Below are 13,825 nucleotides of genomic sequence, written 5' to 3'. Positions count from 1 at the left end.
CCGGACAGGCTGTCCGGGTCGGCAGCGACCAGGAGTTTCACCGATTTAGTGATGGCAGGATGCGGAAAAGCCGGCCGCCCGGAGGTCTGCCTCGATGTCGCTTCGATCCCGCGACATCTCACCGGTGAGGACGATCTTGTCGCCGGCAGCCAGCACCAGCGGCTGGACCGCGGCACCGGTTTCCGCATCTTGTCCCGAGACAGGAGCCACGAGCCCGCGGGTTATCGATTCCTGGCTGATGTCGAGAATGTCTGCGACCAGTCGGAGGTCGGCTTCCTCCTCTGCGGTAACGATTCCGTCGTCCCAGGCAGCGGCGAGTATGGAAATCATGTAGTCGACGTGAAGTTGTTCCGCGGAACTGCGGCTAATACCGAGGTCATCGGCCAACGCCACGAGGCTGTTCGCCTCTGATGCTGAGATTTGCCGGTCGATAAGCGCACGGTCGAGCATGGCCAGGTAGGCAGTGTGCTCATCGGGGCCAGCCACGCCAGGCAGCCGGTTGACCAAGCGCTCCAGAAAATGCAGTTGCGCCTCTTCAGCCATCCGACGCCGGGCAGGCGGCAGGCGCTTGGGCGTGACTGCAGGCCAGGACGCGAAGTGGGCGCGGTCAAGAACGCTGAACCATTCGGGGTTTTCGGAATCCATGCGCAGGTAGTTGCTCAGCACGTGGGCAGCGGCTTCAGCGTCGTCGCCGGCACAGTGGGCATTGTCGAGGCTAACCCCGAAACTGTCACAGCAGTCTTTCAACGACCGCCCCGCGCCTGGCAGGTACCGCCGCGCCAGCTTCATCGAGCATAGGCAGTCGCGAACCTCGAACGGCAACGCCAGCCCGGCCCGGCCCAGTTCATGGGAAACGAAGCGGTAATCGAAGTGGACGTTATGGGCAACCAGGACCCGTCCCGCCAGAAGGTCCATCACGTCGTGGGCGACGTCGGCAAAAACCGGAGCGTCCAGGATGTCCGCGGCCCGGATGCCGTGGATGTGCTGCGGTCCGAGATCCCGCCCGGGATTGACGAGCGTCTCCCAGCGGTTGGTAATGGTTCCGTCCGGTTCGACGTGCACCACGGCAATCTCGGCAATGCGGTGACTCCCCGGAAAGAGCCCGGTCGTCTCGACATCGACGACGGCGAATCCTGCGTTCATGCTTCCCCCAAATATCCGTTGTTTGTCGGCAGTCAAGGCTTCGTGCCGCCTTGGGCAAGTGTGCCGTTAGGCTGCGACATTCGAATGGTTGACGATCTTTGTGGCCAGGTTCTGGACCTGTTGCAGCAGGTTCTCCGGCCTAGCCTCCAAGTCCAAGGCGTGGCTAAAGATGTGGATGTCGGCGCCGTCGATCTCGTGCAGGAGCTCATCGTTTTCGGCCTTGGCGTAGATGAGGTGCCCGACTTTCATCTTGAACCGCGTGCAGTAGGCGAGCATTTGGTACAGGTCCGCGTTCGGGAACCGTTTGTTCTTTTCGGCCTTGTACTTTGCGTCCAGGACGGCGAGAACGACATTATCGTTATGCCAGACAATGTCCGGGCGCAGGGAGACTTTGGCGCCGACGTCCAAGTGTTTGCCCGTGTACTGCAGATCGATCCTTCCGTCGCTCGAACCCATGGCCTCACGGAGAGCCACCGAGACGAAGTCCTCGAAGACTTCCCACATGTCGAAGAGGAACGCCCTTGCACGGACCTTCCCGGAAGGCTGCTCCAATGAACCATGGCGGAGGATGATCTGCGCCAGAACAACAGCCGGTCGGTAGTGGGCGTTCAGGCGGGTAAATTGTATTTCCGGAAGCGCGGATCCACGGGCAATGGCTGCCACGCCGTCGAATTTCAGCAGCAGCTTCCGTAGGGACTGCCTGTCCGATTCAGGGATACGCGGAACCGTTAGAAGTGTCCTGGCCGCCGACAGCAAAAGGCGGTTCTCTGCGACGTCTACCGTGTAGTCGTCGTACGAGACCTCCGCTGGCAAGGGAAGGCCGGCACGGCGTCCAATCTGGGCCGCCACATCGAGCCTGCCCCGGATCATAGGTACGGCTTCGTGCACTGTCCTGTATCCCTGAAGCAGCCCCTGAACGGTCGCATTCTTTACTTGCCGGATGAATGAGCTGGCAATGCTACTGACCAGCTCGCAATCAGAGGAGAGAGACACATCTTCGTCGCGCCAATATCCCGGCGCCCGCGAATATCCCATTAGATAGAAGAGCCGCGATATGGGCATCTTCGGTCGGATGCTAAGCTCGTCGGTCCCAATGGCGATCACCCCTACTTTTGATACCGCGGACACAGTCCACTGGCCACCTCCTTCAGGAAGGGCCGTAGCGATCCCCAGGTCGTTAATCGCCCGGCCCACCTCATCCGGCAACGCCAACGTCTGACTGGCTCCGCTCTCACGAAGTTCGAAGATTGCCAACGACTATTCCGCCGCGGCCGGTGGTGTGCTCTCGCCGGTCGTATCCCTGGCGGCTCCATTCTCTATTGCGGAACGCTCCGCCCGCAGGGTCTCGAGTCGGTATTGCTTCAGGACATCTTTGCCCTCGCCGTAGTGATGCTCTTCGAGAAGCGGCAGGATTTCCGATGACCAGATACGGTCGAGGACGTCAGCGGTGAGTTCTCCTCGCTTCGGCATCAAGTACGACGGCCCGATGCTGAAAGCAGGGTCCTTGATCTTCGTATTGAGCTGGTTAAGCAGCGCTGCGGGCTCTTGGCCAAGTTGGTTGTGCTGGTGCGCGGCGAGCCAAGCGCTAAGCACCCCAGAGACAGGTTTGTGCGCGGGGTGGAGTTCACGGAACGCAAAACGACGCCGCATCGCCGCGTCCATGAGGGCGATGGAGCGGTCGGAGGTATTCATAGTGCCGATAATAAAGAGGTTGTCTGGGAGCTCGAAGGGCTCTGCGCTGTATTGGAGACTGATCTTCCGGTGCCTGTATTCCAGCAGGAAGTAGAGCTCGCCGAAGATCTTGGCGAGGTTGCCGCGGTTGATTTCGTCAATGACGAGAACGAAGTTCCGGTGCTTGGCCCTGTTGGCTTTGTCCACGATCCGCCGAAGCGGACCGTCTTTGAGCTCGTAGCTGAGGGTGCCATTGACAGTGACCGGGCGGTACCCCTGGAAGAAGTCTTCGTAGGCGTAGCTCGGATGAAACTGGACCAGCTCCGCTTCGTCGCGCGCGATGTGTTCGGCGAGGGCGAGGGCGACGAAAGTCTTGCCCGTGCCTGGCGGGCCAAACAGAATCAGTTGACGCTTTGACTCCAGCAAATCCAATGAGTCCTGCAGCCATTCTTGGTTGATGAACACCCTGCCGCTCAGTGCAACGTCTGCTTGCGGGAAGGGTACCCGCTCGTTTCCGGGTGCCGGCAGCGGTTCCGTTGCTTCGTCGCTAACTTCGCCGGCGTTATTGGGCCTCGGGCTGCTCCCCTTCTTCCACAGCGGCTTATGCTCCTTGTCATAGAAGTCGATGTGCTTGCCGTTCTCCTGCTGCATACGCAGGCCGATGCTAAACAAGTCCCGGTCAATATCCCCGGTGGAATCTGCGTCATGACTGATAAACGCGTTTCGTATCAGACCTTTGTCCTCGTCGGAGAAGCTATCCGTAAACGTCTCCGGATGGACCATGTAGAGCAGAGCGTTTCGTTGCGTCGGGAAGTTGTGGCCTTTCACCCCGAAGACGAAGGATTTCCAAGCCCACGGATCCTGCATCACTTCTTGCTGCGTCTCCACCGTTGCCTGCAGATAGGCCTCGACCACCGAAATAACCACCACCATCGCTTGGAAGGTGTTGCTGTTCATGGCCTGGCCGGGCATGACGACGCCATTCTTGAGCCCGCTGAGAACCTGCTCGGGAATGGCAACCGGCTCGTCCATGGTCTGCAGAACTGCCGAGATCCGTTCGCGTTTCTTTCCGAATCCGATGGCCCGGTCTACCGACGGAAGCACCTGCCAGGTCACGAGCTCGGCCATCAGCAGCCGAGCGTCATCGGAGGCTTCCGCAAACTGCTGGCGAACCTTCTCGACGAACGTCCCCTCGCCCATGTCAGGAGCGTCGATAAACATCTGCCGGATTTCCGAAATTGCCTCTACCGTCCAAACGTCACGGTCCGGGTCGAACACAGACGTGCCCTCGCGGAGACCCCGTTGCACGAACAGCGCAGTCGTGTTCCGGAAAACATCCTCAGCAGAGTTCCGTGAAACCAGCACCGTTCGGAGTTGTTCTGCGCGATTAGCCTTTCGGGCCGCGGTCTGGGCGGCACTCAACTTCGCCATCTGCCCGAACAGCTCGTCTGCCCCGGAGTAAAGGTCCAGCGCTTTGACCCCTTCGGGCGTAATGCGCCAGATCCCGTCCGTCTTGGTCATCCACCCCGCCACGACCAGGCCTATGGAATCAAAGGACAAACTTGAGTATCCGCGGAGCTGGTTGCTCGGATTCGTCGTAGATTCAGCGGGGCTGAGAGGAACGCGTTCGACGGCGAGCTGGAAGACCCCGTCCGCATCTTTCGTGTTAGCGACTCCCTCGGAGTGCGTAGCCAATATTTCCAAGACGGCGCGAATGCGCTTGCGACGGTTCGGTCCGGTGCTTTCAGACATATGTTCTGAACATCCTCTTCGATGTTGCGAAACGGGCGGGGCTAGCTTTCCAGCTACTCCACGATTTCGAGGGCGGGCAGGTTTGCGACAATCCTATTGGTATCCACCGACAATATGACTATTCGTTTGATGAGTTTCAGGACGTAGCGAGGTTTGCCAACTTCGCGACAGTAGTCGTTGGGGTCGTTAAGACTTCCCAGTCATATTGCTGTGACCCATAATCGTCGATGATCCGCTTATGCAGATGTTCCGTTGCCCGGGTAGTTGAAGGCTCAACCGAAATCCCCAGCGGGCCCGAAGGCAAAGCCCGTGAGGAGGTAGCCCATACCCTTCCATGCCGAAGAACCGGAGTGCGTCGCCGACACCCTCGTTATCGGGGCAGATCTGACCGACCTGGCCGGGAGCTACTGGCTCAGCCGGGCCGGCGCCGAACAGTGGCAGCATTCCTCGCACCCTCGCCTCGATGCTGTGGAACCTGTCGCCCGCCCTCCGTGCGCGCGGTCGCTGACGCCAACATTATGGGTCGTTCCCCCAATCACTACGCGGGCGAGTCCAGGAGCTGTTTGTCCGACCCAACAGACTCCGCAAGGCTTACGGCCCCACTACTGACTACGACAAGACCTCGAGCTTCGGCCCCTTCGATTGCATTCTCGAAATGTGCAGAGAGTCCCTTTGTAGCTTTGATGCGCCCAAAGGTCTTGAGTACCAGTCGCCGGAGTTCGTTGGCCGGCATGGCGCCGTTTCGTTTCAGGATGTCAACTGCGGCGTTGGCAATTTCAAGCGGACTGATCTGGGTAAAGACTCGAGTGTCGCCTATTGAACTCGTGCGATAGATCTTCCATTCGCTCGGATCGGTATCTGCGGGCCAGACAAACTTCTCCTTGTCCGTCACGCAAGCCGAGCCGTTGATCTGCGAGACGATCTTCTTCGCCCGAGCCTCGTGGACCTTTCCTAGACCGTAGGTGTAACCGACGAGTTTGGTCAGCCGATCGCGGTGGATCGGGCCCTCTAGATCCACGATTTCCTCGATGGTGGCCCGGACAGATTCCTTGGCCGTCTTCTTCGGCAAATTATCCAAGGTCTCAACGTTGCCGGTAACCACGATGTCCCAGGGTTCAAACGTGGTGCGGACTCCGGTGAAGCGTTCAGATGGGGCTTCGTGCTCGTCGGCGGGCTCCGCATCCGGCTCCGGTTTCTCGAAAGCGGAGGTCCCGTCGACTTCGACGGGTTCGTCGTCGTCCGCCGGTGTCTCAGCGACGGGTTGCGTCACGAGCTCCTTGATCACTGTGCCCCGAAGATCAGCCGCTGCCGCAGCGGCTTCACTGTCCCCAATATACGTGAGCACTATGAAGACCGTATCGGTCGCCCTCATGGCCTCCATTGCCGAGAAAGTATCCCCATGAGCCCAGCGGTTCCGAATCAGACGGAGTTCATTTCCGTAGATACTCATCAGCCGTTGAGGATCATTGGCGCTGAACGGGTAGCCCAGCGCCCCCAGCCGCTCGGTGACGATACGGAGCTGAGGTTGCACGTCGGTGTGGCTATATACCTTCGGCGATTTTCCTTTGATTTTGTCGAGCTGGTGCAGGACGTCCGTCCAGTGGAGCTCAGTTCCCAAGTGCGGGAGAAGCTCCTTCTCGATGTACGGGTCTAGGCTTTTTGCGAGCAGTTGCAACGCTGATTGGACGATAGCTTCATTCGACGACACTGGTTGGAGCCTTTCGATTTGATGACGATGGCACCGAGCAGGCGCGGGTTGAGTTTCTCGAGCTTTTTTTCGCAAACGGGACAGCATCGAGGTTTCCGGGAGTGACTGCGTCAGCCTGCATGATCTAAGTCCGTTCCAAGGGCCGTGGGCAGGACCAGGGTCCAGCAAACCAAGTGCACATCGTCAATGTCGATTAGCTCGAGCGGCGTGGGCGCCAACGGCACTGTAAGCCCAAGTGTTTCGACGGCGAGCTTTAGCTTGTCCACCTTCTGAGCATCCGTTAGATGGTTACCGCGGAGCACCCCCCGGATCTCCCGCCGGATTCGCTCTGCGTACTGTCCACGCAGCTTCTTGATGAGGGTGTCCTGGGCCTCGCCCAAGTGCCCGCCATGGCTCGCTACCAAGTTTGCCGCGTCCCTAAGAGCCTTATCGATCTGTGGCGAAAGGTTTGCCGGATCGGTCTGGTACATCCACGAATCGAAGACATGTTGCCTTGCGGCCTCCCATGCAGAGTACGCGGCGAGCCGCATTTCTGGAGACATCTCAGCACCTTCGAGTTGTTGTCTAGGATCCGCCGCGTTCAGGCACGCTGCTGTGTCGTCGGAGACGAACGGTGTGCCGTCGGTGTGCAGAAGCAAGGCCAGTGATTCATCAAGCGGAACCATCCTGAACCACGGTTCCTCATGATCAGCAATCTTCGCGCAGAAGACTATCGCCGGTTGCGCACGGTCTCGATGCAGGAGCGCGCCAGATCCCCAAGGCAGACCGAGCACGTCACCCGCGGTCTCTTGGTGTTCCATCGCGGCGCGGAGCCGGTACCTGTATTCCTCACCCGAGACGGACAACGCGCCATCATCATTGAAGAGCATGGCGTCTTCGGCCCGGAGCCGTTCGATGGTCTCGCGGTTCTCTGTGATGACGCGTTCAACCGCTTCGACGTCGGGTAGCACTGCGGAAATACCGACTGCAGCGGCCGCCTGCTTCAGTTTTCGTTGAAGGAGTGCTTCAAGCTTCAGCATCTTGTCAAGGCCCTCTGCCGGGAAGAAGCAACGCAGTGTGATCGACCTGTGCGGTGAGCCGATTCGGTCGATTCGCCCGTGCCGCTGAACGAGACGCATCGGGTTCCACGGCAGGTCGTAGTTCACGATGTGGCCGGCCTGCTGAAGGTTCACACCCTCAGCAAGAACATCCGTGGCCACGAGGATGTCAAAGAGGTCTTCATCCCCAGCCTTGCCGGCCGTCGTAGGGGCGAAGTGCGCGATGGCGTGTGTTTTGGACCCGCTGTCCGAACCGCTGACGCGAATGACTCGCCCCGCATAATCCGCCAAGCGCGGATCGTTGGCCGTGAGCTTCTCGAGAGCCTCGGCAACGTACGCGGCAGTGTCGGCGAAGTAGGTGAAAATGAGCACCTTGCGTTTGTTGCGTGTGTCTTGCGTCCCGGTCCCACTGAGCTTCGCCTGCTCCGAAATATGGGCCAACTCGTCCGCGAGAGCCAAGATCTTGGGATCATCCTCCGCCGTTATGCCGCGGACGTCAGCGCGGAGTTCCTCTAGGAGTTTGATGTCGGAACTGACGGCGCTGCTAAGCTTCTCGACGTCGTATCCGGAAGCATGCTGCTTGAAATCGTCGTCAACCCCGTCAATCACGGATTCGATGTCGTCCGTGTCCGCTGCTACCCACTCCTTTAGCGCGTCTCCGGACAGCACGTAGCCTGCTTCGAGGGCTGAGAGGAAGTGCTGATGCGAGGCAATCATGGTCCCGAGGGTCCGCGCGAATGCTTCGCCGCTGGACTCGAAGCGTTTGAGCATTGCAGATCTCAGAAGCCCGGCATTCTGGCGCTGGTAGCTCTCGACGGTGCTCCCGGTCAGGAACCGAGATGGCACGTAGCGAGCCATCGACAGCACCGTGCCCGGCTCCTCAAGGGCGACACCCGTGATTTCCAAGTCGTCTTCTGATGTTTCGGTGGCTCCCAGCGCGGCCGCCAGCTTGTCGAGGAAACCGGGGAGAGACTTCTCGAGATCGTAGTCGACCCGCTGCACCTTAGGCGTGGGAAAGGTGATGACAGTCGAGTGACCATTAAAATCGACTGCGTCGCCAGCATAGTGCTGCTTGACGAATCGTCTCGTTCGCCTGACCGCCACCGCGTCCAACACCGAAAAGAGCTGCTGCGGGGAAAGCTCGTCGGGATCTATGGCCATGGCAGCGCCGAAGTATTTGCCCAGGCTCGGAATTCCGATATCAGCGAAGGCTGCGTCGCTCGGGGCAAAATAGCTGATGAGGTTGTAAAGGTCCAGCAGAGAGTTGTTGACCGGGGTTGCAGTCAACATGACTAGGTCCTTGGGTGCCCCGCCCCCCAGAAGTGCGCGCATTGCTTCTGATTTGAGGGCGTTGGCGTTGCGGAGCCCATGCGCCTCGTCGACAACCACCATGGCATAATCGTTCGGATCAATCCCAGAATTGCCGAGGGCCAGTTCGTCGAAAGAGACAACTTTGGCCGGGATGTTCTTTGACTCGAGAAAGGGACGCCATGTGGTGTCCCGTAGCGTTGCGGGCGCGACGACGAGGACTTTCTGGCGTCGTTCAAAAGTCGCCTTGAAGATCAGTTCGCCAGCAAGGTACGTCTTACCCAGGCCCACTTCGTCCGCAATGATGACACCGCCGCGCGTCTCGAGGATCCGTTCTGCACGCCACACGCCGTCTGTTTGAAAACGGGTCAGGCCAAGATTTGATTTGTCCTCTTGGCCGGCGGGGAACTCTGTGCCGTATTTTTCCCAGAGCATACGAAGGAACACGGTAAGGGGAGAATGAGCGTCCCAGCGGCCGGAGTAAATCCCGGCGAGGTCGAAGGGCTGCGCCAACTCCCATTGTTCGTCGAACCAGTCAACAACCTTGCCGATGATGTGGCCCGAGTCGTGGCCAAGGTTTAGCTCATTGTTACTGGCGAGGCCTGCGTACGTGAAATTGGATGAACCGGCGAGCACTCCTTCAGGCTGGCCGCCGTCACGTTGGACAATGAATGCCTTTCCGTGAAGGAAGCCCTTTTCATACCTACGGACTTGAACATCCGGATGAGTAGAAAGCCATCGGATGAGTCTTTGTGCGGTCGCATCGGCTTCAATTGTGAACCCCAATAGGTCCCGGTCCTCTGCTAGTGCGCGGGCGTGTGCGTCCAGCGCGTCCCGGAGTCTGGGATCATTCCGCCGCGATGGTCGATCGGCCTTCCGCCGAAGAGCATTACGCTGGACATAGGCCTCCGGCTCGGCGCCGAGAAGAAGTCTGACAGGACCCGTCTGCTCCAGCTCGGGCGCCAGCAAATTGAACCCACCAGGATTGAAGTAAGCCGTCGAAATGGAGATGCGCGGAAGCTTGGCCAGCTGCTCGCGGGCGTCCCGGAGAACGTCTACGACGGCGTCAGCGACTCGCTCAGGGGGCGTAGCGTCCGGCCGGTTGGTGGCAAACTCTTGCTCCAGGTTCACTCGTGGTCCTTCCAAATGTCGTAATGGCGCAGGACTGCGTTCAAGCGCTCGGTGTAGTTCCAGCCACGGTGGAAGGTCTCAAAAATGTGGACGACGTCGTCACGGTCCAGTCCGTACAAGAGACTCACCAATGCGTCCACCTCTGCAATCAGATCGTTCTTTTCGGCGTTTGACGCTACGGACCCTACGGGGACGCCCACTGACGCCGCCCAGTCCGCATACCTTTCGTCCACCGCTGCGAGCCGACCTGATACATCCGACACCCGTTCGCCCCACATTGGATGACCCGAACGGGCAGGAACGGGCATGGGTGATAGCAACTCAAAGGTCAAGTGCAGGTCGACGAAACGTCTGGCATACCAGTCGAACGGAATGCTGGACATGACTCCTAACAGAAAAGCAGCGTCATTGTCATTACCACTCTTCTGAAAAAGGTAAGGGGCATTGTGCACAGGTGAGCAAAGAGGGGGCAGCAGGGCACAAATGACGGTTCTGCTATCGGTGGCCCGAGCGATGTCACGAAACGCGATTCGAGCGCGGTGGAGGGGAAGCGTGCACGGATCGGAGACGTCGATTCCATAAAATGCCGACGAAGAGGTTCGCGCCTGCCGCTGGCGCTTGGTATGCAGGTGATTGGTCAGATCTTCCGCATCAACGAAGGCGTACGGTCCGCCAAACCCTGGGGTCCAGAGGTTGAAAGACGCGCCCGCTAACACGGGCACCCGCCCGTCTCCACTTGCTAGGTCAAAGTTCATCAGCGCTTTGTCGCCTTTGGCGTCGAGCTCGCGAACTGGGACGAATTTAAACTCCGTCACGGCATCAAAACGGGGATGCGCTCGCAGCTTCTCGAAGACCGCGGCAGATCCAGAACTCGGCAACAGCGGAAAAGTCGCTGCATTAGTCCAGCTCATGAAATCGTCGGCCGGCACCTCAGCGAGCGTAGACCGCCCGGCCTCATACTCATCCATCGAATAGAAGGGCCCGTTATACCGAACTACGTGTTCACGCCCTCGGCGAATTGTGGACAGAGCAACGGTGTACTGCGGGTGAACCTCATCGAAAATCCACTGCCGGTTGTTCACCAAAAATGTAACTTCATCAAAAGCTCCCCCTGCCAATACGGACTCTCGCCATGCCGCGGTACCGGATCCCGACATCGCACCACGGGGAAAGACCACTCCTGCTCGGCCGTCCTTGCGAAGCAGGTCCCAATCCCTCCAGCAGAAGATCTTGTACAAATCCGTATCCCCGCTGCCGGCGGGATAGGGACCAGCCTTGAGTACCGACCGCAGCGCGGCAACCGTGACGACTTCTTCGTTGTACTCAGCCAACAGCTCGGGGCGGCTAACTTTGAGCGCGTCGAGAAGAGCGTTCTTCTCCATCTGGGGCATTGAGCGAAGTCCTGGGAACCGTAGGCCCCACCACGCGTGTTCCTCGATCTTCACTTTTTCCCACGGCGGGTTGCCAAGGACCACGTCGAAGCCGGGGTTGTCACGCATGAAGACTTCGGGGAAAGAAACCGGGAAGTGCACAGGGCGCAGGGCCGCGATCCTGTCGGCTGTGGCAGATTCAAGGACACGTCCGGCCAGTCCATCTGGGTCGGAGTCGTTTCCGAGCCAGCCAAGTCGCACCGCCAGAGCGGCGTCCATGAGGTGTCTGGCGGGTTTTGCCTCCTCGAGTGCTTCGGCGTAGAGGCGGTGGGCTTCGTTGGCTTCACCTATAGTCGCTTCCGAGACAAGCCCGAGTCTCATAAGACTGCGCCGTGAGTGTTCAAGGGAGTCCGTGAGGCGGTCCGCAAACAGGCTGAATTGTCCAGGCGCCCGTTGCGGCTCGAAGATGTTGAGAGCTTCGTCGAGAGTCGCCACCCCGGTGAGGCTATTTCCGAACACCAGCGAATGATCCAAGGAAGACATCGGAAGGCCGGGGACGAAAGTGTGAATCCACAGCGCAACACGTGTAAGTTCAACGGCAATTTCGTTGATATCAACGCCGTAGATGCACCGCTTTGCGATCTGGCGCCGGAGAAGTGACGCTCGTTCGATTTCGTGCAGTCCGGCGTGTGCACCAAGGCTTTCCTGGGCCGACTGACCAAGTTTGTCGAGCTCTTGATCAACCATCGGAATCGGGTGCTCCACCAAGAAAGCGGACATGATCGATTCCATGTGATCTACAGCGGCAACGAGGAAGTGGCCGGAGCCCATGGCGATATCGGCGACACGGAAGTCAAAGAACAGGGCTGCTGCGGCGGCGTCGTCGTTCGCCGTCAAGAGCTCGCGAACGCGGTTGAGGTGCTCCCGCAGAGTGGGTTCCAGCGCCGTTCGCAGCAGGTGGTCCACCGCAAAGGGCTTGGTGAAATAGGACCCGGTGGCTTTCCTCGCGCCGGATGAGTTGTGGAGATACACCTGCCCAGCTCCGACAACCGGGGCCTGCCCGTCCCCCGCGGGAACGTACGATCCGTTCTTGTCGACGATGAGATCCGACTCTGCGAGCGAAAGTGAGGACTCCAAGAGGCCCTCGTAAATGGTGCCGAATTCTCGAACGCTCAAGTCCCGGAAGTCAACAGGGCCGAGCTCATGGCCATCCACCAGCAAGGCGGCCAGGGCGGGCCCAAATTCCTCATTGGTGAGCCGCAAATCGGAGAGTCGGCTCCCGGAGACGCGGGCAACGGCGTCGTCCCGGAACAAACCTCCGTTGTATGCCGGCACACCAAGATCGTCGTTGCCCGAGTTGATGGCAGCCCAGACGGCAACCTGGTCGTCCCATAAATCGGTGGCGTGATCGTCGAATGTCAGGGTCCCCTCGGACATCCTCGAGGAAAGATGTTGGGCCAGCTGTTTCAGAGACTTAGCTTTATACCTGGAGTCCGTGCGATACGGCAGCAGATCGCCGTCCTCGGCGTAGGCAATGAACAGCAGCCGGAATAGGACGATCATGCTGTGGTGGTAGGCATCTTCCAGCTGCGCCGGGGTCTCGGCATCGAGACGGCGGGCTACGGCTTGGGCGAGCACGGGAACCACATGTTCATAAACGCGTTGCCGCAGACGATCGCCGACTGAACTCGCGTGTTCAGTGGAGGACACCAGGAGGGTCCCGACAGAACCGCCGGCTGAAAGCGCCTCCGGAGAGAACAGGAGCGGGAGATAGGCACCCTCATCCTTGCCGAGCAGCGCCAGATCAACCTGGGTGAATGTCTCCGTCTCACCCTTGCGGCCGACGCCTACGCCGGGATCCGTCGAATAGAGTCGCAAAACGGAGTCTCTAGCGACGACGACCCATTTGAGGTTTCGTTTTTTTGCCTCAGTGAGACCGTGCGCTACCGGCGAGGCGGAGTTGAAGCGGCTCGAGGTTCTTTCGAACGTCTCGTTGTTCTGGAGAAGAATCGCCACAGCTGTGTGGGTTTCACCGTTTTTGAGCAGCGTTCCGGTCGAGCCGATCTCCTCTGTCGCCCATCCCAGGGCTTTGAGCAGGTCTCGGCCGGACTTAGTTCGCGCGGACTCTGCAAGCCGGCTGGCTTCGGCCCAACCGCCGAGTTTGGGGGCGTTCTTCGTCAACGCGTAGGTTGAAAACAGCCCCGAGTTCCAAAGTCCGTGGTGTTCGTTGTCCAAGGACGTCAGCCGCTCCTGGACGGCCCGGGTTGCTTGGATGGAATCCCCGGAGGTCAAACCCAGGCGGGCTATGGCCTCGGCTACCTCCAAGTCCACTTCGGGCACGAAGGCTGCGTCTTCTCCCAAACCGTAGATGGAAGCCTTTACCCCGCCTGCGCTAGCGTAAGCCGCTACAAGCAGCACGGGGGCAGCGCGGCGGTTCCAGCGGGCCTTCCAGAGGTGCTCGACTGCGGCTTTTGTCGGCTTTGAAGGCGCCTGAGCCAGAAGGACCTCCAGCGCGTCGGCACCGTTGCCGAGGAACACCAGGTCAGGGATTACTCCCGAGACGCCTTGGACGGACCACTCAAGGGTCCGGTCATGGTCAGACAGAAACGACTCCAATGCCGATTCCAGTTGGGCCTTCTCGACGCTCATTAACTCCCCATGCCTCTGATTTCGTTTGGCTGCGCGCAACTTTGAATCGCTCGCAG

At 59.5% G+C, this 13,825-nt stretch carries 6 protein-coding genes; all 6 read right to left on the bottom strand.

The window, feature by feature from the left end; genetic code table 11:
- Positions 1–45 precede the first annotated feature (45 nt).
- The 6 genes from ABIB27_RS05220 to ABIB27_RS05195 all read right to left on the bottom strand — a co-directional run bounded on the left by ABIB27_RS05220 (position 46) and on the right by ABIB27_RS05195 (position 13,769).
- On the bottom strand, positions 46–1,143 hold the full coding sequence (locus tag ABIB27_RS05220) for a 3'-5' exonuclease (protein ID WP_354253630.1): 1,098 nt from the start codon (positions 1,141–1,143) through the stop codon (positions 46–48).
- 66 nt (positions 1,144–1,209) lie between these two features.
- Positions 1,210–2,271 (bottom strand): McrC family protein, encoded by a 1,062-nt coding sequence (locus tag ABIB27_RS05215; protein WP_354253679.1) that lies wholly within the window; start codon positions 2,269–2,271, stop codon positions 1,210–1,212.
- 129 nt (positions 2,272–2,400) lie between these two features.
- Entirely contained in the window at positions 2,401–4,566 is a 2,166-nt protein-coding gene (locus tag ABIB27_RS05210) for an AAA family ATPase (protein ID WP_354253629.1), read from the bottom strand.
- 538 nt (positions 4,567–5,104) lie between these two features.
- The gene (locus tag ABIB27_RS05205) at positions 5,105–6,274 is read right to left on the bottom strand and encodes a DUF3320 domain-containing protein (RefSeq protein WP_354253628.1); all 1,170 of its coding nucleotides are present in this window, start codon (positions 6,272–6,274) and stop codon (positions 5,105–5,107) included.
- Positions 6,275–6,384: 110 nt separating this feature from the next.
- The gene (locus tag ABIB27_RS05200) at positions 6,385–9,750 is read right to left on the bottom strand and encodes a helicase-related protein (protein ID WP_354253627.1); all 3,366 of its coding nucleotides are present in this window, start codon (positions 9,748–9,750) and stop codon (positions 6,385–6,387) included.
- The gene (locus ABIB27_RS05195; RefSeq protein WP_354253626.1) at positions 9,747–13,769 is read right to left on the bottom strand and encodes an Eco57I restriction-modification methylase domain-containing protein; all 4,023 of its coding nucleotides are present in this window, start codon (positions 13,767–13,769) and stop codon (positions 9,747–9,749) included. The genes ABIB27_RS05200 and ABIB27_RS05195 overlap by 4 nt, the downstream gene beginning before the upstream one ends.
- Positions 13,770–13,825 lie beyond the last annotated feature (56 nt).

The sequence above is a fragment of the Arthrobacter sp. UYEF21 genome (assembly GCF_040546085.1).
Taxonomy (GTDB): domain Bacteria; phylum Actinomycetota; class Actinomycetes; order Actinomycetales; family Micrococcaceae; genus Arthrobacter.
Note: the sequence above shows the minus strand (reverse complement) of the source record. Positions and strands in the feature narration are given on the sequence as shown.